This window comes from Exiguobacterium sp. Leaf187 (assembly GCF_001423925.1).
Classification (GTDB): domain Bacteria; phylum Bacillota; class Bacilli; order Exiguobacteriales; family Exiguobacteriaceae; genus Exiguobacterium_A; species Exiguobacterium_A indicum.
The window spans coordinates 1,535-20,933 of sequence record NZ_LMPR01000002.1; the positions used below are offsets into that span (position 1 = coordinate 1,535).

Annotated in this window: 20 protein-coding genes; 11 read left to right on the plus strand and 9 right to left on the minus strand. The window is 39.1% G+C overall.

All coding sequences use genetic code 11. The features are described from left to right. Positions 1-107: 107 nt before the first annotated feature. Positions 108-2,114: a heavy metal translocating P-type ATPase gene (locus ASF99_RS00025; protein ID WP_050678840.1), complete on the minus strand. Its 2,007-nt coding sequence runs from the start codon at positions 2,112-2,114 to the stop codon at positions 108-110. 434 nt (positions 2,115-2,548) lie between these two features. Here ASF99_RS00025 and ASF99_RS00030 point away from each other — a divergent pair, with 434 nt between their 5' ends. Continuing rightward, on the plus strand, positions 2,549-3,052 hold the full coding sequence (locus tag ASF99_RS00030) for a PCYCGC motif-containing (lipo)protein (RefSeq protein ID WP_050678841.1): 504 nt from the start codon (positions 2,549-2,551) through the stop codon (positions 3,050-3,052). A 37-nt stretch (positions 3,053-3,089) separates the two neighbouring features. Here ASF99_RS00030 and ASF99_RS00035 read toward each other — a convergent pair whose 3' ends face one another. The 3 genes from ASF99_RS00035 to ASF99_RS00040 form a co-directional block, all read right to left on the minus strand. After that, positions 3,090-3,770 (minus strand): response regulator transcription factor, encoded by a 681-nt coding sequence (locus ASF99_RS00035; RefSeq protein WP_050678842.1) that lies wholly within the window; start codon positions 3,768-3,770, stop codon positions 3,090-3,092. Between the two features lie 322 nt (positions 3,771-4,092). Continuing rightward, entirely contained in the window at positions 4,093-4,419 is a 327-nt protein-coding gene (locus ASF99_RS17005) for a four-helix bundle copper-binding protein (protein WP_071908772.1), read from the minus strand. A gap of 91 nt (positions 4,420-4,510) precedes the next feature. Beyond that, positions 4,511-6,025, minus strand: a complete 1,515-nt coding sequence (locus ASF99_RS00040; protein ID WP_082486906.1) for a multicopper oxidase family protein — start codon at positions 6,023-6,025, stop codon at positions 4,511-4,513. Between the two features lie 187 nt (positions 6,026-6,212). Here ASF99_RS00040 and ASF99_RS00045 point away from each other — a divergent pair, with 187 nt between their 5' ends. Next, positions 6,213-6,785 carry a YdhK family protein gene (locus ASF99_RS00045; RefSeq protein WP_055966246.1) on the plus strand — a complete coding sequence of 191 codons (573 nt, stop codon included), beginning with the start codon at positions 6,213-6,215 and terminating at the stop codon, positions 6,783-6,785. Between the two features lie 60 nt (positions 6,786-6,845). On the opposite strand, the gene ASF99_RS00050 is transcribed toward ASF99_RS00045, so the two are convergent. Genes ASF99_RS00050 through ASF99_RS00065 form a run of 4 tightly spaced genes read right to left on the minus strand, consistent with a single transcriptional unit; the run spans position 6,846 to position 10,425 of the window. Continuing rightward, positions 6,846-7,517, minus strand: coding sequence for a response regulator transcription factor (locus ASF99_RS00050; protein ID WP_029343435.1), 672 nt, complete (start codon positions 7,515-7,517; stop codon positions 6,846-6,848). Next, complete coding sequence (locus tag ASF99_RS00055; protein WP_050678843.1) at positions 7,514-8,830, minus strand: sensor histidine kinase; 1,317 nt, start codon at positions 8,828-8,830, stop codon at positions 7,514-7,516. Before ASF99_RS00055 ends, ASF99_RS00050 begins: the two co-directional genes overlap by 4 nt. Positions 8,831-8,882: 52 nt before the next feature. Continuing rightward, positions 8,883-9,689: a hypothetical protein gene (locus tag ASF99_RS00060; protein ID WP_050678844.1), complete on the minus strand. Its 807-nt coding sequence runs from the start codon at positions 9,687-9,689 to the stop codon at positions 8,883-8,885. A 37-nt stretch (positions 9,690-9,726) separates the two neighbouring features. Then, on the minus strand, positions 9,727-10,425 hold the full coding sequence (locus tag ASF99_RS00065; protein WP_034786404.1) for a cytochrome c biogenesis CcdA family protein: 699 nt from the start codon (positions 10,423-10,425) through the stop codon (positions 9,727-9,729). A 229-nt stretch (positions 10,426-10,654) separates the two neighbouring features. Here ASF99_RS00065 and ASF99_RS00070 point away from each other — a divergent pair, with 229 nt between their 5' ends. The 4 genes from ASF99_RS00070 to ASF99_RS00085 all read left to right on the plus strand — a co-directional run bounded on the left by ASF99_RS00070 (position 10,655) and on the right by ASF99_RS00085 (position 14,824). Then, the gene (locus ASF99_RS00070; protein WP_029343438.1) at positions 10,655-11,374 is read left to right on the plus strand and encodes a peptidoglycan DD-metalloendopeptidase family protein; all 720 of its coding nucleotides are present in this window, start codon (positions 10,655-10,657) and stop codon (positions 11,372-11,374) included. Between the two features lie 183 nt (positions 11,375-11,557). After that, entirely contained in the window at positions 11,558-12,133 is a 576-nt protein-coding gene (locus tag ASF99_RS00075; protein ID WP_017474137.1) for a recombinase family protein, read from the plus strand. A gap of 200 nt (positions 12,134-12,333) precedes the next feature. Beyond that, the gene (locus tag ASF99_RS00080; RefSeq protein WP_017474136.1) at positions 12,334-12,702 is read left to right on the plus strand and encodes an ArsR/SmtB family transcription factor; all 369 of its coding nucleotides are present in this window, start codon (positions 12,334-12,336) and stop codon (positions 12,700-12,702) included. Then, positions 12,695-14,824, plus strand: a complete 2,130-nt coding sequence (locus ASF99_RS00085; RefSeq protein ID WP_017474135.1) for a heavy metal translocating P-type ATPase — start codon at positions 12,695-12,697, stop codon at positions 14,822-14,824. Before ASF99_RS00080 ends, ASF99_RS00085 begins: the two co-directional genes overlap by 8 nt. Positions 14,825-15,024: 200 nt before the next feature. Here ASF99_RS00085 and ASF99_RS00090 read toward each other — a convergent pair whose 3' ends face one another. Further along, on the minus strand, positions 15,025-16,008 hold the full coding sequence (locus ASF99_RS00090) for a heavy metal translocating P-type ATPase (protein WP_082486908.1): 984 nt from the start codon (positions 16,006-16,008) through the stop codon (positions 15,025-15,027). Between the two features lie 14 nt (positions 16,009-16,022). On the opposite strand from ASF99_RS00090, the gene ASF99_RS00095 reads away from it, so the two are divergent. From ASF99_RS00095 to ASF99_RS00115, 5 genes are all read left to right on the plus strand, one after another. After that, a complete protein-coding gene (locus tag ASF99_RS00095; protein ID WP_055966251.1) occupies positions 16,023-17,165 on the plus strand; it encodes a copper resistance D family protein in 1,143 nt (380 codons plus the stop codon). A gap of 197 nt (positions 17,166-17,362) precedes the next feature. Beyond that, complete coding sequence (relB, locus tag ASF99_RS00100) at positions 17,363-17,587, plus strand: type II toxin-antitoxin system RelB family antitoxin (RefSeq protein ID WP_026829710.1); 225 nt, start codon at positions 17,363-17,365, stop codon at positions 17,585-17,587. Next, positions 17,584-17,853: a type II toxin-antitoxin system RelE family toxin gene (locus ASF99_RS00105; protein WP_047395636.1), complete on the plus strand. Its 270-nt coding sequence runs from the start codon at positions 17,584-17,586 to the stop codon at positions 17,851-17,853. The genes relB and ASF99_RS00105 overlap by 4 nt, the downstream gene beginning before the upstream one ends. A 48-nt stretch (positions 17,854-17,901) precedes the next feature. Beyond that, positions 17,902-18,573 carry an HNH endonuclease domain-containing protein gene (locus ASF99_RS00110; RefSeq protein WP_075643113.1) on the plus strand — a complete coding sequence of 224 codons (672 nt, stop codon included), beginning with the start codon at positions 17,902-17,904 and terminating at the stop codon, positions 18,571-18,573. A 498-nt stretch (positions 18,574-19,071) separates the two neighbouring features. After that, on the plus strand, positions 19,072-19,281 hold the full coding sequence (locus ASF99_RS00115; protein WP_055966256.1) for a hypothetical protein: 210 nt from the start codon (positions 19,072-19,074) through the stop codon (positions 19,279-19,281). Positions 19,282-19,399: the final 118 nt, after the last annotated feature.

The following is a 19,399-nucleotide window of genomic DNA, read 5'->3' on the forward strand; positions in this document are numbered from 1 at the left end:
TTTTATCTATGGGATCCTATCTGATTGAAAAAAAGAACACACCCTAACTCATGAAGTGAGATAGGGTGTGTTCATACACAAAAAAGAAAAAATATACCAAACTTCTATTAAATTCTTAATGTTTTCGCATTGATAGCTACGATGACCGTACTCAAACTCATCAAAACTGCTCCAATCGCTGGTGAAAGAATAATGCCGTATGGTGCTAAAATACCTGCAGCTAAAGGAATCGTAATGATATTGTAACCAGCTGCCCACCATAGATTCTGAATCATTTTATTATATGTTTTTTGCGATAGTTCGATGACAGATAAGACGTCCTTTGGATTACTTTTGACAAGGACAATATCAGCCGTTTCTACAGCTACATCTGTTCCACTACCAATCGCAATCCCTACATCCGCTTGTGCGAGAGCTGGTGCATCGTTAATTCCATCCCCTACCATCCCTACTTTTTTTCCTTCTGCTTGCACCTGTCTCACTTGACGTGACTTATCATCCGGTAATACTTCTGCGTACACTTGATCGATCTCAAGTTGGGAAGCGACCCACGAAGCGACTTTTTGATTATCCCCAGTCAGCATGATGGATTGAATCCCTTTCTCCTTTAATTCCTGTACAGTCTTCTTAGCTTCCTCGCGAACGAGGTCGGCAAGGGCGATCATACCGATTAATTCTGTGTCCTTTAAGACAAAGACGACCGTTTTCCCTTCTTCAGACAAATCTTCGAATGTCACTTCGTCGATTTCGAGTTGTTTGTCCCGTACGTATCGCGGACTAACGACGCGGACTTGCTTTCCTTCGACTGTTCCTTCCAATCCTATGCCTGTCATCGATCCAAATCCTGCGACCGATGGTAAATCAAGCTTTCGTCTTTGAACTTCAGTCAAGATCCCGCGAGCAAGTGGATGTTGCGACGACTGTTCGATGGCTCCTGCGAGTCGTAATACTTCTTCCTCACTTATACCTGTACTTGCCATCACATCCGTTACTCCAAAATTACCTTGCGTTAAAGTACCAGTCTTATCAAAGATAACCGCATCTAGTTTTCGTGCCTCTTCGAATTGTGTTCGATTTCGAATCAAAAGACCCCTTTTAGCGGAAAGTGCTGTAGAAACGGATACGACAAGAGGGGCTGCTAAACCAAGAGCGTGTGGACAAGAGATAACCATAACCGTTACCATGCGCTCGATTGCTGTACTAACCGAATATCCAAGTACAATCCAAATCACGAAAGTCAGAACACCTGCTCCCACCGCGAGATAAAAAAGAATTTTTGCTGCTCGATCAGCTAAGTTTTGAGTCCGTGATTTGGAAGATTGCGCTTCACTTACTAAGCCGATGACTTTTGAAAGGTAGGTGCCTTCACCAGTACCTGTCGTCTCGACTGTCAGACCACCTTCTTGATTGATAGAGCCAGCAATCACGGTGTCATTCTCCTGTTTATCTACCGGAAGTGATTCACCGGTAAGCATTGATTCGTCAATCGTTGTTGTTCCTTCGACGATTTTTCCGTCTACCGGTACCTGTTCTCCCGGCTTGATCCGAATGAGATCTCCTGCCTCTAATTCATTGACCGGCACCTCTTCAACCTTCCCATCCTTCACTCGATGCGCCACACTCGGAAGTAACTTTACTAATTCCTGCAACGCATTTGAGGCACCCATGATTGATTTCATTTCAATCCAATGCCCTAATAACATGATGTCGATCAAGGTCGCTAACTCCCAAAAGAAATCATGTCCTTGTCCGAAACCGAATATGATAGCGACACTATAGAAATAGGCTACACTAATCGCTAATGCAATCAACATCATCATTCCAGGATTTTTTTGGCGTATTTCATTAATACTACCTTTTAGGAAGGGCCATCCACCGTAGAAGTAGACAATTGTGGATAGCAAAAGCAAAACAACGTCGTCATATGGAAAGCTAATGTTGATACCCGACCATTCTTGAATCATTTTGGAAAGTAGCAGGATTGGAATGGTCAACATTAACGATACGAGAAATCTTTTCTTGAAGTCTCCGATCATTCCTTCATGTTCATGATGTGAAGCACTCATTTGTTGGTCTTCATGATGAGTATGTTCGTGATGGATATGGTGATTCATAAGAAAACCTCCTTTTACGTACTATATACCTGTATGGTGTATATAGAGAGATCATGACTATATAGAGCTACATCTCGTTTTTACTTCCAGTTAAACTTATATATATATAAATATAAAATGTATTTTGACACACTAAAAAATAAAAATTATCATACAAGTATAGGATATATTTTAAAAAATGAGACCATTTGTTTGAATAGGACTATTTAGCGCCAAAATCACAAGTACTGAAACTTTAAAAAGAATTAAAGGACAAGTTCGAGGTAGACATCAAATGATTGATGACAATTCATGAATTAACTGAACTGATGAAGACTATGGTCAAATGAACGAATAGGTACTATCGTGAACAGACAAATGAGCTAATACAAAAAACGCAATTAAAAAGCTTTGTTTTATGCACCTACAAAATTATCTCTAAGGAGAATCCAATCGTGAAACTTAACATACTCTTAAAAAGCGTAAGTCTTATTAGCCTATCCCTGATTGCGGTCGGCTGTGCTCAATCCCCGATGAAGTCTTCTACTCCCAATCATTCAAAGGAGGTAGATCATGCGAAACATATGGGCGGTGACAAGATTGAAGAAACATCATCATCGTTGATACTTCCCACGTTTTTAAAAACTCAACCTGAAGATGTACGAAATGTTTATCAAGCTGTAGGGAAAAATCGTAAACTACTAGAGAAAATACCTTGCTATTGCGGTTGCGGTGAAACAGTCAATCATAAAAATAATTATGATTGCTTTATAGAAGAAAACGCGACGAATGGATCGGTGAAATGGACAAGTCACGGAACGACATGCAGCACCTGTCTCGAGATTGCTGTAAAGTCTATTTTGAAGCAACGGGACGGAGAATCGGTTAAAGATATTCGTTCTGCAATCGATTCTTCATATAAAGATGGATACTCGAAGCCGACACCGACTCCCTTATGATTTTTATGATGACACTTTTGCTCCTATAGTAAGAGTGTCATTTCGTTTCATTCTCACTCCAACGATATCCTCTCCCCCAAATTGTTTTCAGATGCCTATCGATCGGGTAATCTAACTCTCTTAACTTTTCTCTAATCATCTTAATATGAGAATCAACTGTCCTCGGATCCGATTCTGACGTATAAGACCAAACGAATTCATAAAGCTCTAGTCTGTTGAACAGCCTTCCAGGATGTTGAAGGAATAGTCGCAGTAATGCATGTGCTTTTGGTGTAAAGTCAATCGACTTGCCATCTAGTAAAATTAAATTGTTGCTCTCATCGAACGTAAGTCCGTGGTAGATAACGGGTTCTTTTGCTTTCCTTCTCATGACAGACCGAACTCTTGCTAAAAGTACGTCCCCGTTAAACGGCTTTGTGACATAATCTGTAGCTCCAGCATCTAGTCCTTTGACGATGGATTCAGCATCATTTAGAGCCGTTATCATGATGATAGGGACTTCCGGGTGAGAATCCGTTATTTTCTTACATACTTCGAATCCATCGTACATTGGCATCATTACATCCAATAAAATCAAATCGAAGGTTTCTTTTTTCACTTTCTCTAAAGCTTCGATCCCATCATTCGCCATACTACATTCATATCCTATTGGTTCTAGATAGAGTCTTAATAATTGCCTCATTCTTATTTCATCATCAACAATTAATATTTTATCCATCCTAGTCACCACCTCTTACATTAAAATTTTTTAATAATAAATGATTGTTAGTCTATTTCCTCATAAATTTCACGAACTTTCTATATAATCAATTCAACCTATAGAATGGAGTTGATTTTCATGAAAGTGTTTATGAAGAGTTTGATCGTTATCCTCTATGTATCCTTATTTTCTCTCACCATACTACTGGTCTATAAGGGTTATGAACTTTTTCATAACTAAGTATCTTAGTGCTTATAAATAATGAAAGAGCATCAGCTTTTTAGCTCATACCTTTTTCGGCATGGCGACATAGATGCTCCTTCATTTTTAACACTTCGCTTTAAGCAATTAATTTACGACAGACTTTTGCACATTCATTACAGGCCTCAGCGCACTTTTTACAATGATCATGATCATGTTTCGAACATTCGTCGGCACATCTTTCACAAATTTCAACACAGCTTCTTGCAAGAACATCAATATTGCTGCTGTTTCGAGAAATAGCTTGTACTAAAAGACTACAAATTTCAGAACAATCTCTGTCTAGACGTATACACTCTGCCATCGAAGAAACATGATGTTCACTCAAACACGCATCAAAGCATTCATTACAAGTCACTATACAGTTGTGTAGGGCACCTAAGATTTCTTGTTGTCCAGTATTCATTCTAAAATACCTCCATTTTCCGTCTTTTTTGACTTACACAAAGCCTATTTCCTTAGTTTGTGAAAAAAAGATGAAAACATTCACCTATTTTTTAGTCCACTTTCAACTGACCCATCATTCCGTTCTCTTCATGTTCAAGGATATGGCAATGGTACATGAATACCCCTTTTTCCTTGAAAGTCATCTGAATCTTAACTCGTTCATCTGGTTTTATAGCGATAGTGTCTTTTAGACCTGCTTCTTGATTATCCAGTTTCTGTCCGTTTCGCTCTAATACTTTGAATTGGACTCCATGAATGTGGAAGGGATGAGTCATTCCACCCATCATGTCTTTTTTATTATAGACCTCCCAAATTTCGGTTTCTCCTTGTTTCGCTTTAATATCGATTCTCTTCTCATCAAACTTTTTCCCATTGATTTCAACATTTTTGCCCATCCCGAAAAGAATTAACTTTTGATTCACTGTAGACAAGGTCTTTAGCGGCTTTTCATATCCACTTTTCGGCGCCAATGCACTTAGGTTCGTCCCTTGTTTATCCTTCAGCTTGAAGTTAACGACCCTTACTCCATTCGTCTCAAATGAAACAGTCTCACCAATTTTTCTTTTTGAAAAGTCTACCAATACCTCTATACGTTCGCCTGGACTTAATTCAATTTTCTTTACGTTTTTCGGTTTTGAGATGTAACCACCATCATCAGCAATTTTTTTAAAGGATGAACCGTCAGATAGCTTCACTACGTAGTTACGTGCATTGGAGCCATTTATCAATCTGACTCTAAGTTGCGAATATTTTACGTTGAAATATGGATTAATCGTACCGTTTACGAGGAGGGTATCGCCTAAAGCCCCATCTGTTTTTTCTACATCAGCATATCCAAGGACATTCCTGTTTTTAACTTTTCGATCTTGAAGAATTAATGGAATATCATTTTCACCATATTTTTGAGGTAGCATCGTCTCTTTAGTTTTTTCATCTTTTACGTACAACAATCCTGCTAACCCCTTGTATACTTGTTCAGCAGTTTTCCCCATTGGATGTGGATGAAACCACAATGTCGATTCATCTTGCTTCACTTTAAACTTTACTACCTTCGTTTCACCAGCTTTCACGACTTGATGTGGTCCGCCATCTACGGATGATGGTACAACAAGACCGTGCCAATGGAATGTAGTCGCTTCTGATAAGCGATTCACCGTACGGATTGTTACCATTTTTCCTTTTTTCAATTCCACTACAGGACCTAAATAATTTCCGTTATATCCTAGAGTTTCAGTTTTTTTACTATCTCGGAAGAACTGTGTCTCCCCTTGTTTAGCGACAATCGTGTATTGAATGGAATTCTTGGTTTCACGATCGGATTTTAGCATCTTAGGGATGTTCAATCGTCGCTCTTTTTCTTCAGTTGATTTTAAATCGACACTCGCGCCATGTCCCATACCTTCCATCATAGTCTGATTTGTAGTAGTGTTCCCTCCATTCATCATAGATTTCATGTGCTGTTTGTTATTTGGCATAGTACCTCGGATAAAAAGTAAATACGAACCGCCCACTATAATCATGAGAGTAAAGATACCGATAGTTGCGATTAACCATCTTTTCTTCACATGGATCATTCCCTTCAATTAATTATTATCTTTAACTTAAAGAATGATTGTGAAAAAAATATGTCTTTCCACCCATGAATTTTATAGTTTTTTTCAATGTGTTACTTTTCTGCTCTCTGCAATGTTTCTGCAAATTTATGTGATAGAGTCTATGGAAAGCATAAAAAAACAATTGGAGGTAATTTTTATGAAATTAAAGAAAAAGATTTTTATGACAACTATGGCTGCTTCGCTTTCTTTAGCACTCGCTGCGTGCGGAAGCAATGGTGATGATTCTAAATCAACAGGAAGCATGGATAAAAATATGGACGGTATGGATCATTCGACGATGGACATGTCTGGATCGAAAGAGGTTCCGAAAGGGATCCAAGAGGCTAAAAACCCTAAATTTAAAGTTGGCGACATGGCGATGATCAAAGAAGCACATATGGAAGGCATGAAAGGGGCCGAGGCTAAAATTGTAGGAGCTTATGATACTACTGCTTATAGCATTTCTTATGACCCTACAAATGGCGGGAAACGCGTCACGAATCATAAATGGATTATTCAAGAAGAGATTGTAGATGCCAAGTCATCTCCTTATGAAGTAGGCGATGAAGTAAAAGTAGACGCGGATCATATGAAAGGAATGAAGGATGCTACGGCCACTATCGACTCAGCTAAGCAAACAACAGTGTATATGATTGATTTCGAATCGACTACAGGTGAAGAAGTGAAAAATCATAAATGGGTGACTGAAGACGAACTATCTGCAGAATAAACGATAAACAAGAGAGGAACGGTTTTTTAACCGTTCCTCTCTTGTCTTATTTCTCCTTATTTAAGGAACCCACTTGTAACCAATTCCCCATACTGTGCGAAAGTGTTCTTCAATAGGAAACTCGAGTTTCCTAAGTTTTTCTCTTAAGTTTCTTACATGAGAGTCGACCGTTCGTTCATCTGTCCACTCATTTGCTAACCATAAACTTGAGAGCAGTTCCTCTCTTGAATAGACACGTTCTGGATTTTTTAATAACTTAGCAAGTAATGAAAATTCCTTTGGCGTGACTTTGACTAAATGATTATCATAATACAGCTCATGGGCGTCTTCATTTAAGATTAGACCCGACGATTCGATTTTTGATCCTGAAGAAACTGTAGTTCGTCTGAAAATCGATTGAATTCTTGCCTTCAATTCCGCCTCGTCGAACGGTTTCACAATGTAATCATCTGCTCCCAGTTGTAATCCTTTTACGATTTCTTCTTTTCCGTCGAGTGCTGTCAATAAAATGATTGGTACATTCGAAACTTCCCTTATCCTTTGACAGGTCTCAAAACCATCCATTAAAGGCATCATCACATCCAATATGATTAAGTCAGGCTCATCTACATCAATCAAGTTCAATATCTCTCTTCCGCTGTTCAGCTTAATACAGGTATAACTGTCTTGCAGATAGAGTTCAATCAGTTCTAACATTCGATTCTCATCATCTACCAAAGCAATGGTTCTCATCCTGGAATCCCCCTCAAGTCAATGACAACTTTCAGCCCGTTTTCTACATTAATAGCTACGATGGTCCCTTTGTGCGCTTCAACTATTTCTTTCGTGATAGCCAAACCGAGCCCAGTACCTCCTGTTTCACGATTTCGTGAAGAATCTACTCGATAAAAACGATCAAAAAGATACGGGAGTGATTGCTCATCCACACCACCACCTTCATCCGTAACTTCAATAAAGTTTTCATCAAGTTTTAAAAATACGCGTTTGTTCGCATGTGTATATTTTAGCGCGTTATCCAGTAAATTTAAGAGAACCTGATCAAATCTAGCTTGGTCTATCTCTTTGTAGATGGGAGTTTTATTAATTTGAAGAATTAATTTCACTTGTTTCTCCTCAAATTTAAAAATTATTCTTTCACTGATTTTTTTTAAGAAATCATTCATCTCTGTGATCTGAGGATCTATTTGAAAATGTGGCTCTTCCAATCTAGCAAGTTCAAACAAATCCTCAATCAGTTCTTGAAGTCTTTCGGATTCCTCATAGATAATATCTCCAAATCTCGATTCGTCTTTTTTGAGGAGTCCTGCATATCCTTTGATGTAGGTAATCGGCGTACGCAATTCATGTGTGATTGAAGTCAGAAATTGCTTTCTTGTATTTTGAATGTGACGTAAATCAACAGATAACTTAGTGATCGCTCGTGCTAAATCTCCTACTTCGTCGCTTCTCTCAGCTTCTCTGATTTTCAGCACCTCGCCTTTACTTAACTTTACCGTTGCCTCTTTCATTGATAAAAGTGGCTTTATAATGATATAACTCAAAAAATAAACACTTACTAATAGAAAAAGTACTAACAAGAATAGAGAGAACACTACTTGTTGTTTCAATTCCCCCATCAAATGCTGTATATACTTCGTCGGCTCTAACATGATTATTTGACCGCCATCTTCAATATTACTCACCGTCACTAAAAATTTGCCCTCTCTCCAATTACCTTCTACGATTCCATCCTTTTTTTGAATCCAATCCGGGTTCAAAAATTGTTCAGCGTCGTTAGATGAATCGACGACTTGATTATTTTTGTCTAAGATAATCACATCAGTCATCGCCTTTTCCTCCATTAAAACAACGTGTTCAACTGTTTGCTTGTCGAAGTTAGTGGAAAGAACATCTCGATGACTATTGCCTCTCTCTTGAAGGCTCTCCAGTTCACTTTCTACTTGTTGATGCTCAAGAATGTTGTATACAATAGCAGATGAGAGAATGAAAATCATGAGAATCCCGAAAAAATAAAATAACGTTATTTTAAATGAAAGTTTATTCATAAAGTACCTTTCTCATTTAAGATGATTACATATAAAAACAAACTGTTGAGATTTAGAAAAGAAAGTATTCTTCATTTAGGCGATACACAAAAGAGCTTTTATCATTTGATTCTTTTAAAAGGACAATTCCTTGAATATTGCTCCACAAATAATTAGCGAAATCATAATCACTAAAAATAGCCTCACGAGTAGAATGCGTCATGAAACATTCTATTTTTGTAATCGTATACATTCCCTCCGAATCACGTTGATAATCGAAAGAAAAAGAACCCTTTATATTAAGCCTTTGAGCAATTATTGCTACGCACTCCTCTAAAATCGAGTTGGCAAACACCTCGTATGAAAGAACAGTATCTTGGTACCGTTCATACTCTTCTCTCATAAAACAGCAAATCACTTCACTAGATCGATAATCGACATATGCATCAATTTTCCCCACCTTTACACCTTCAGGCGCATTCTTTATCTGGTCAAAAGAATAAGTGAAAGTATTACCTTGAACCGAAAATGAATCATGAAGTACTGTTTTATCCCAGTCAAAGGATGTTATAAACGCTACGTTATTTTTTCTCATTTTCAACTTATGTTTTGATAACGTAGATGCTTCTTGTTCGCTTAAAGGGATAATCCAGCCTATTTCTTGAGAAGTACAATATTCAATCAGATTACTAATATACCCTTCTTCTGATTCTTTTTTTGAAAATGAATCAAAATATTTAAAATCAGGAAATAGCTTTCGAACCCATCCTTCTTTTGAAGAAATATGAATATCTATACTTACAGGTTTAAGTTGTTTTATGTTCTCCATCACTTTCCAGTTTTCCTCTACTCCCATTATCAGGACATTTTCACGAGACATTTACGATGCATCTCCTTTCGAAATAGAAAATAGAGCGTCAGAACCCTCTAAACCCTGTAAAATCAATCAATATTGTAGTTAGTTTCGTCAGACCATCGAAATACAATATGATACCTAATAAAATCATAAACCAGCCACCTATTTTCATAACCTTTGAAGAATAATTCATTAAGTATCTGGATTTCCCGACCAAAAACGACATCAAGAAAAATGGAATAGAAAAACCTAGTACATAAAAGAGCATATATAAAAATCCATTACTAGGATTCGTGGCGATCAAAGCAATAACTCCAGCGAGGATTGGTCCTGTACAAGGAGTCCATCCAGCAGCCGATCCGACTCCGACAATAAACGTTCCGATATAACCACGCTTTCTTTTTCCTAAGTTCATTCTTCGCTCTTTAAGTAAAAATATTGGGGTCCACAGACCAGTTAAAATAACACCGAATATGAATAAAATAAGTGCACCGCTCATCCGTAGAACATCTTTATACACTATAAAAAAATCAGCCAAATATGACGTTGAAAAACCCATCACTAAAAATACGCTCGAAAATCCAAGTAAGAAAACGAATGTATGAGGAACACCATTCCAGTTCCACTTTTTATTTTCTTTTAACTCTGTAACTGAAATTCCTGTAATGTAAGATAGAAAAACAGGATACAAAGCTAGGCAACATGGCGAGATAAAAGATAAAAACCCTGCTCCAAAAGCTAACAAAAAAGATAACTCCATCAAATTCCTCCGAACTCTAAAAAATAAATCTTTTTTTAAGATGTATAAAAAAGAAATGTGTTTAATTTTAAACATAAAATCTGTTTGTGAAAAAACTATGCATTTTTTGATTAAATCTCGTATCAATTTTTGAAATGAATTTGATACACTTTTTTGTAATATAGTGATGCTATACTCCTTTTAACAAATCGTTTGTCACCGTATCTTTATCTTTAAAGGAGTACAACTAATGAAAAACAAGGTAATACTTATCGCTTCTAGCGTCTTACTCACAACAACTTTTTCAATGCATAGCCCAAAAGTTGAAGCAAGTAGTGCATATAAAGTAAAAGTAAAGACAGACAATCTCCGTGTTCGGACTGGTCCTTCTCTCAATTACAATATAGTCGGCGTGACTAACACTGGTCAGACTTTTTCTTATTTAGGAAAAAAAGGAGCTTGGACAAAAGTACTTTACAAAGGGAACACACGGTATATCTATAGTTCTTACCTAAAAAAATATAAGAGCCACGTTGCAAAAAAAATGACGTATAATGAGTCTCTTTTTGCTTCTCCTACTAAAGGGAGGCTGACCCAAGGATACGGAAAATCTAATGGCGCTTACGGTTATACATTCCATAATGGCGTTGATCTAGCTGCAACAAAAGGCACACCTGTCTATGCTTCTGCGAGTGGAAAAGTCACTACCTCTAAAAACAGCGGTGCATATGGTAAACACGTTATGATTTCACATAGTCTAAAGAATCAAAAATACGTAACCGTTTATGCTCATATGAATAGTCTTTCGGTAAAAAGTGGTCAGACAGTCTCTAAAGGTATGAAGATTGGAACAGTTGGGAATACAGGAAACTCGTTCGGAAATCATTTACACTTTGAGATTCATAAAAACAGTTATAAATACAGCAGTTATTCTGCAGCGAATAGTGTCAACCCATTGAACTATTTGTAACCTAAAAAAAGAAGAGAGGATGTCCTAAGACAGCATCTTTTCAGATCATAGAAAAACCCTCATTTCGACGTCGAAATGAGGGTTTTTCTATGATCTGAAGCGACTTCATCAAGTCATTTATTTTGAAGTGGATTGCTGTGATCTAGCGTCTCATAAGACTTGTCTCAAAAGTGAGGTGATATTTTGCGGAAAATTGGTTATGTACGTGTCAGTTCAACTAGTCAAAACCCTTCAAGACAATTTCAGCAGCTAAGCGAATTCGGAATGGATATTATATACGAAGAAAAAGTTTCTGGGGCAACGAAGGAACGTGAGCAACTTCAAAAAATGTTAGAGGACTTACAAGATGGTGACACCATTTATGTTACAGATTTAACTCGAATTACTCGTAGTACACAAGATTTATTTGAATTGATCGATTACATACGAAGGAAAAAAGCCAGCTTAAAATCACTCAAGGATACATGGCTAGATTTATCAGAGGATAATCCATACAGCCAATTCTTAATTACAGTAATGGCTGGTGTTAACCAGTTAGAGAGAGATCTTATCCGTATGCGTCAACGTGAAGGGATTGAGCTGGCTAAGAAAGAAGGAAAGTTTAAAGGTCGGATAAAGAAATATCATAAAAATCATGCGGGAATGAATTATGCAGTAAAGCTATATAAAGAAGGAAATATGACTGTAAATCAAATTTGTGAAATTACAAATGTGTCTAGGGCTTCATTATATAGAAAGCTATCGGAAGAGAACAAATAGTTCAGTCCTATTCCATTAATTGGCCAGATAATGTTATGTACTTAAAGTCTTATGCAGTTTGGTTATTTTGTTATTAGAATTGGGTACTCCAATTCTTTTTTTATGAATTTTTTTACTCATTCAAATAAACACTTGAATGAATTATTAAAAATGGTTATACTATATTCAAATAAACACTTGAATGATATTGGGGTGAGAATGTGATTAAGAAAGATACTTGTGAAATTTATTGTTATGACGAAGAAAAGGTCAATCGAATACAAGGTAATTTACAGACAGTAGATATTTCTAGTGTTGCCCAAATGTTAAAAGCTATTGCAGATGAAAATAGAGCAAAAATTACCTATGCTTTATGTCAAGATGACGAACTGTGTGTGTGTGATATAGCAAATATTATAGGTGTTACGGTTGCAAATGCCTCTCATCACCTGCGAACGCTCCATAAGCAAGGGATTGTTAAGTTTCGAAAAGAGGGAAAACTTGCATTTTATTCATTAGATGATGAGCATATCAGACAAATTATGATGATTGCATTGGCACATAAGAAAGAGGTGAAGATCAATGTCTAGTGGGAAAGCAAAACTGTCTGAAGAAGAAATGAAAGCCTATCGTGTTCAAGGATTTACTTGTACTAACTGTGCAGCCATTTTTGAAAATAATGTTAAAGAACTTCCCGGTGTTCAGGATGCGAAAGTAAATTTCGGAGCATCTAAAGTTTATGTTAAAGGGACGACAACCATTGAAGAATTAGAAAAAGCAGGAGCATTTGAAAATTTAAAAATTCGAGATGAAAAAGAACAAAGGGTAGAACGAGAACCTTTTTGGAAGCAGAAAGAAAACATTAAGGTATATATATCAGCTCTTTTACTTGTAGTTAGCTGGTTCTTAGGAGAGCAGTATGGTGAAGAGCATGTTCTACCGACAATTGGTTATGCAGCGTCCATTTTAATCGGTGGATATTCGTTATTCATTAAAGGTCTCAAAAATCTAAGCAGATTAAATTTCGATATGAATACGCTTATGACTATTGCAATTATAGGAGCTGCAATCATTGGTGAATGGGGTGAAGGGGCAACCGTTGTTATCCTATTTGCGATTAGTGAAGCATTAGAGCGTTATTCAATGGATAAAGCACGTCAATCTATTGAATCTTTAATGGATATTGCCCCAAAAGAAGCGTTAATTCGACGAGGCAATGAAGAAATGATGATTCATGTTGATGATATTCAAGTTGGAGACATCATGATTGTTAAGCCCGGTCAAAAGTTAGCAATGGATGGAATAGTGGTTAAAGGTACATCGACATTAAATCAGGCTGCGATTACAGGTGAAAGTGTTCCAGTAACGAAAACCACAAATGATGAAGTATTTGCAGGAACCTTGAATGAAGAAGGGTTACTTGAGGTTAAAGTAACAAAACGAGTTGAAGATACTACTCTTTCAAAAATCATTCACTTGGTAGAAGAAGCCCAAGCAGAACGGGCCCCTTCTCAAGCGTTTGTCGATAAATTTGCAAAATACTATACACCAGCTATTGTCATACTAGCTCTTTTAATTGCGGTAGTTCCACCATTATTTGGCGGAGACTGGAGCCAATGGATTTATCAAGGCTTAGCTGTATTAGTGGTTGGTTGTCCTTGTGCCTTAGTAGTCTCAACTCCAGTTGCTGTGGTTACAGCAATAGGAAATGCAGCGAAAAATGGTGTTTTAATTAAAGGTGGTATCCATTTAGAAGAAGCAGGACACTTAAAAGCGATAGCCTTTGATAAAACAGGAACATTAACCAAAGGGATTCCTGCTGTAACAGACATTGTGACATATGGTAGAAATGAAAATGAATTAATGACCATAACAGCAGCCATTGAAAAAGGATCACAGCACCCTCTTGCTTCAGCGATTATGCGAAAAGCAGAAGAAAATGGATTAAAATTCAACGAAGTAACAGTAGAGGATTTTCAATCCATTACAGGTAAAGGCGTTAAAGCCAAAATAAATAATGAAATGTATTATGTGGGAAGTCCAAATCTTTTTGAGGAATTACACGGAAGCATTTCAAGCGATAGGAAAGAAAAAATTGCCGATATGCAAACTCAAGGTAAAACGGTGATGGTGTTAGGAACAGAAAAAGAAATTCTTTCGTTTATTGCCGTAGCCGATGAAATGAGGGAATCGTCTAAAGAAGTTATCGGCAAGTTGAACAATATGGGAATCGAAACAGTGATGCTAACAGGCGATAACCAAAGAACGGCAACAGCCATCGGAAAACAAGTTGGTGTTTCGGATATTAAAGCTGACTTACTTCCAGAAGATAAGCTTAATTTTATTAAAGAACTTCGAGAAAAACATCAAAGTGTGGGGATGGTCGGAGATGGCGTGAATGATGCTCCAGCCCTTGCGGCATCTACCGTTGGTGTAGCAATGGGTGGTGCTGGAACTGATACAGCTTTAGAAACGGCTGACATCGCCTTAATGTCTGATGATTTGAGTAAATTGCCATATACAATAAAATTAAGCCGTAAGGCTTTAGCAATCATCAAGCAAAACATTACCTTCTCTTTGGCGATTAAATTAGTGGCATTACTTTTGGTCATGCCCGGTTGGTTAACACTTTGGATAGCTATATTTGCTGATATGGGAGCAACTTTACTTGTAACATTAAACAGTTTACGCTTATTGAAAATCAAAGAATAGGTTCTAAAATGGGCGTCAACTATCGGGTGCGATCATTGAAAACAATGTTATGCTTCAAAAGGGATATTAACAGGAAATATACAACTAAAGGACGCTTTAACTGAGCAACGGAAAAAGCCAAATTTCTCAATTGATGTTGAGAAATTTGGCTTTTTAGTATGGGAATTTCCTTAGCATTGTAAATCCGCATTTTCCTGACGCTACCCCTTATAGAACCACTCTCCCCAACTACCAAGTTGGAGTAAAGGTGGGACGATCATCAGCAACAATGCACCTAGGAAGACGAACGGTGTATACACTTTCGCGAAACGATCGATGAACGCTTCACTCGGTGCTTTATTATCCTGCGCTTCCTCGACCAGTTCAATGATGTGCGCAAGCGTCGTCTCTTGATACGTCTTCTCGACGATCATGTCGAACGAACGATCCATGTTGAGCGTTCCGGCAAATACGTGATCGCCTTCCTTCTTATCGACAGGAATCGATTCGCCCGTGATCGGTGCTTGATTGATGGTCGTCGTCCCGTTCAGGATCGTGCCGTCCAGTGCAACCTGATCACCTGGTCGAATCCGGAGGATTTCTCCGACTCGCACCGCTTCCACCGGTTTACGTCTAACGTCCCCGTCCGTCAGCACGAAGGCTTCCTTCGGAGACAGTTCGATCAGTTTCTGAATGGAATTGCGCGTCCGCGCAAGGGAGCGATTCTGAAGCAAATTGCCGATGGCAAAGAGGAAGACGACGGTCGCTCCCTCGAGCCACTCCCCGATACATGCGGCACCGATGGCTGCTACGCTCATCAATACGTTCATGTCGAGTGAGAGGGCACGGACGGCATAATAGGCACTCCGAAAAACTCTCCCTCCACTGAGGATCAAGGCGATACCGTACAAAACATTCGGAAGATACGCTACTCCGCTCGTTTGGATGAGCAATCCCAGACCAATCAAAATCCCGGACAGGATCAAGGAGATCCCCTCGAACGACCGGACCGGTGCCTCGGACGTTTTCTTTCCCTTGACGTATCCATCGAAACCGATCTTGTTCAGCTCGCTTTGGACTTGTCGAGCATCCAGCTGATGGTCGATTTCCATCTCCCCACGGGCAAACGAAACTGTGACGGTCTGGACATTTTGCATCTTTTGAAAGTGTTGTTCGATCGTCTTAGCACAGCTACTACAGTCCATCCCGGAAACGGTGAATGTTTGGACGAGCTGATCTGATTTATCGGGAAGGGGCGGAAGCGATGACCGCGCTCTATCTGATCGGCGATACGCTCCTCTACGGTTGTCTTGCGCTGTTGATCGGTTTCTTTTCCGTCCAGCTCATCCCTCGTTCTTACCGACCTGACGTATCGCTTTCAATCCGCTGGGTTCGCATGCTCATCGTGCTGATGCTGTTATCCTTTTCCCTGTCCGTCTTACGAATCGTACTGTATTTATATGAAGAGATCGGTTTTTGGATAACACTGCAATCCGTGTTACTTACATTCGAGGCAGGGAACGCTTGGATTCTGATGGCTCTCTGGAGTGTACTCCTTCTCATCGTCATCAATCGTTCATCACTCAGTCCTGGACGTATAAAACTAGGGGTATTCCTTGTTATGGCGATGGTCGTTACGTTCGCGTGGTCCGGGCACGCCTCTAGCATCAAAGGGGCAGAAGGCATGCTCGTACATTCTATTCACGCACTCGCCGTCTTCATCTGGACCGGTGGATTGCTCATACTCGGCTTTTGGAGTCCATCAGACCGTAACTGGGGCATCTTCCTCGAATGGTTCAAACCACTCGTGACGCTATGTTTCTTACTGATCGTCGGTTCCGGCATCTATCTGATGTCTGTCGTCGTGCAGGTAGAGGAGTATTCCGATTCCTGGATTTTACCGTATGGACAAGCCTTACTCTGGAAACACGTCCTGATTCTACCCGTGCTGATCATCGGTATCATGAACGGGAAGTGGAGTTACGCGTCTCCTGAACGATCGTTTGAAGTCCGACGGATGCGGATGCGCATGGAAGGCATCTTGATCCTGCTTCTCTTCACAGCGACTGCGTGGCTCGGTCAACAGGAACCCCCTCACTCGATCAAGGATACTCTTCAATCCAGCGGGGCTGGTCCACTGTCAGGGTTTCTTTTCCCTAGCTCGCGTTTCACCTATTCTGATATCCGGTTCGAGCCGACCATGATATCCCTCTTCTTGATGGCAATCAGCCTCCTTTTCGTGGGATTGTTGGTGTACGTCATCCGATCAACCCAAGACTCCATCAAGACCCTCTATCTTGGATTAGGCGTCTCGATCTCATTATTTTTCGCAGCGTTGTATAGTATTTCCGTGTATTTATGATCCTCCACATGAGCATTTCAGCGTGTGCGACGTCTTATACAAAAAGAAAGGCATGCGATACAGCAGTCTTTCTTTTTTCATACTTATTCATCATTTTCATACTAGTTATAACAGGTTCAATCCTATTTTAAATCGGTGCCATTTCTAGACTACTACTGGAATATGTATTACAATGTATTACAAAGGAGCTGATAATCATGAGTACCATTTCCGTACGTCTGGATGACCAGGATACACGACTCATCAAAGAATATGCGAAGGCAAAAAACATCACGATTTCTACACTCGTTCGCGATGCCGTCCTCGACCGCATCGAAGACGAAATCGATTTACAACTCTATCATGATTCGATGGCAGCACACCGTAAAAAATCAGAAGCGATCTCTTTCGACGATATGATGAAGGAACTTGATTTAGAATGACAGCATTTACGGTAGAGTTTGAGCGCGGAGCTCAAAAGTCTCTCAAGAAGATGGATCCTCAACAAGCGCGGATCATCATGTCCTGGATCAAGAAGAATCTGGTCGGGACGGATGATCCGCGTCGTCATGGTAAAGGACTCGTCTCGAATCGCTCGGGTGAATGGCGGTATCGCATCGGTGATTATCGTCTGATTGCTGACATTCAAGATGAAAAAGTCGTGATTTTGATTCTCGAGATCGGGCATCGTCGTGATATCTATAAATAAGACAGGTAGAACTCACATCTGAGGAAATATGTGAGTTTTCTTTTTTGTTTGACAAATCGTCAAGTACAAAAACATGGGAATACGAAGGGTATCGTCTTGACCGACGATATGTACAATATCTTACAATCTGTTCAAATGGAGAACTTCTCACTCGAAGTGGAGGCCAGATGGCGCCTAGTTGAGACAGCTTGGGGTCTGAACATCGCCCCTTCCCTACTAAACGTGAAACACGATGCCATCAAAGAACAATTCTTCATCCAAGAGACGGATCGAAATCGACGAATCGACATCACTTCTTCCAGAGACGCCCTGAATGGTTACCAAAAAGGCAAATGTTTTTACTGTTTCCGTGACATCAGCATTCAATCAGGCGACCTGAACTTAGCTGATGTCGATCATTTCATTCCTCATATCTTAGGCACCGAGTTCGAGCAGGATTTGAATGGCGTCTGGAACTTAGTATTGGCATGCCAAAGTTGTAATCGAGGATCGAATGGTAAGTTCGCACGTATTCCATCACTGGAATATTTGGAGCGCCTTCATCGAAGAAACGAATTTTTCATCGAGAGTCATCATCCCTTGCGCGAGACTCTGCTCAATCAGACTGGTGTCTCTACTGATGCACGTATCAAGTATCTACAACTAATGTATAACTTGAGTATTTCTTTGACGGGTGGATTTCGTTGGAAACCTACTATCGAATTCGCCGCTTCTTTTTGAGCAAGCCGATGATAATTCTCGGTCCAACTTTAGTACGTGCATTCTATATATATATAAATAAGATGTATCTCTGACTGACGGATATAATCTGATACGAGTTACACCAACGATAATTGCTTTTCCAGTAGATCAATATCAAAGACGCTTTCCATATATCACACGCGTTGGTTCATATCCAACGTGATGATATGTCGATTCGACATTTTCAGAAGATATCTCGTCCACGACCGATGCATCAAGGTCCATGGAGTCGATCTCTTTCCGTACCTGATTCATCATTTGATTATATTTGATTTGATTCCGTTCTTGCTCTCCGAAGGCATGGACCTAGTCTCTTTGATCCCAAAGATAGAATTGGCCGAGCAGTAACGAAGTAGCACATAACATTTTTCCCGATAAATACTTCTTTGAATTTTATTATGTATACAAGATATAATAGCTTTAGTTTCATAAATATCAGTTTAGAAGACTATAAAATTTTTAAGGGGGAGATGAAACATGATGAAAAATCTCGTCGCGATTGCATTCGTAAGCATTTTAGCCGGGTGCGGAAGTCAACATAATACTCAGGAAATGATCAAGTGGGGCGAATATAACAAATCAAACGTCGAAAGACTGAAAGAAAATGATATTGAGGTACAAGTTAAAAACGATATCATGTACATACCGAAATCAGATCAAAAGAAAGCTGTTAAATGCTGTACATAATGTTCCATTGATCATCATGTCCATCGTCCTAATCGGATTGATGGACATTTTTTGTTCTTTCCTGTTCCAAATCTCTTTGTCCCTTGTACCTCTCTCACCGGTATTCTATTCAAGAATT

Bases quoted from the DNA above. Each gene is read 5' to 3' on its own strand.
- ASF99_RS00115 (WP_055966256.1), top strand. From the start codon at position 19,072: ATGATGAAAAATCTCGTCGCGATTGCATTCGTAAGCATTTTAGCCGGG.
- ASF99_RS00095 (WP_055966251.1), top strand. From the start codon at position 16,023: ATGTTTGGACGAGCTGATCTGATTTATCGGGAAGGGGCGGAAGCGATG.
- ASF99_RS00090 (WP_082486908.1), bottom strand. From the start codon at position 16,008: ATGGACTGTAGTAGCTGTGCTAAGACGATCGAACAACACTTTCAAAAG.
- ASF99_RS00045 (WP_055966246.1), top strand. From the start codon at position 6,213: ATGAAATTAAAGAAAAAGATTTTTATGACAACTATGGCTGCTTCGCTT.
- ASF99_RS00035 (WP_050678842.1), bottom strand. From the start codon at position 3,770: ATGGATAAAATATTAATTGTTGATGATGAAATAAGAATGAGGCAATTA.
- ASF99_RS00105 (WP_047395636.1), top strand. From the start codon at position 17,584: ATGACAGCATTTACGGTAGAGTTTGAGCGCGGAGCTCAAAAGTCTCTC.
- relB (WP_026829710.1), top strand. From the start codon at position 17,363: ATGAGTACCATTTCCGTACGTCTGGATGACCAGGATACACGACTCATC.
- ASF99_RS17005 (WP_071908772.1), bottom strand. From the start codon at position 4,419: ATGAATACTGGACAACAAGAAATCTTAGGTGCCCTACACAACTGTATA.
- ASF99_RS00025 (WP_050678840.1), bottom strand. From the start codon at position 2,114: ATGAATCACCATATCCATCACGAACATACTCATCATGAAGACCAACAA.
- ASF99_RS00085 (WP_017474135.1), top strand. From the start codon at position 12,695: ATGTCTAGTGGGAAAGCAAAACTGTCTGAAGAAGAAATGAAAGCCTAT.
- ASF99_RS00070 (WP_029343438.1), top strand. From the start codon at position 10,655: ATGAAAAACAAGGTAATACTTATCGCTTCTAGCGTCTTACTCACAACA.
- ASF99_RS00055 (WP_050678843.1), bottom strand. From the start codon at position 8,830: ATGAATAAACTTTCATTTAAAATAACGTTATTTTATTTTTTCGGGATT.
- ASF99_RS00065 (WP_034786404.1), bottom strand. From the start codon at position 10,425: ATGGAGTTATCTTTTTTGTTAGCTTTTGGAGCAGGGTTTTTATCTTTT.
- ASF99_RS00060 (WP_050678844.1), bottom strand. From the start codon at position 9,689: ATGTCTCGTGAAAATGTCCTGATAATGGGAGTAGAGGAAAACTGGAAA.
- ASF99_RS00050 (WP_029343435.1), bottom strand. From the start codon at position 7,517: ATGAGAACCATTGCTTTGGTAGATGATGAGAATCGAATGTTAGAACTG.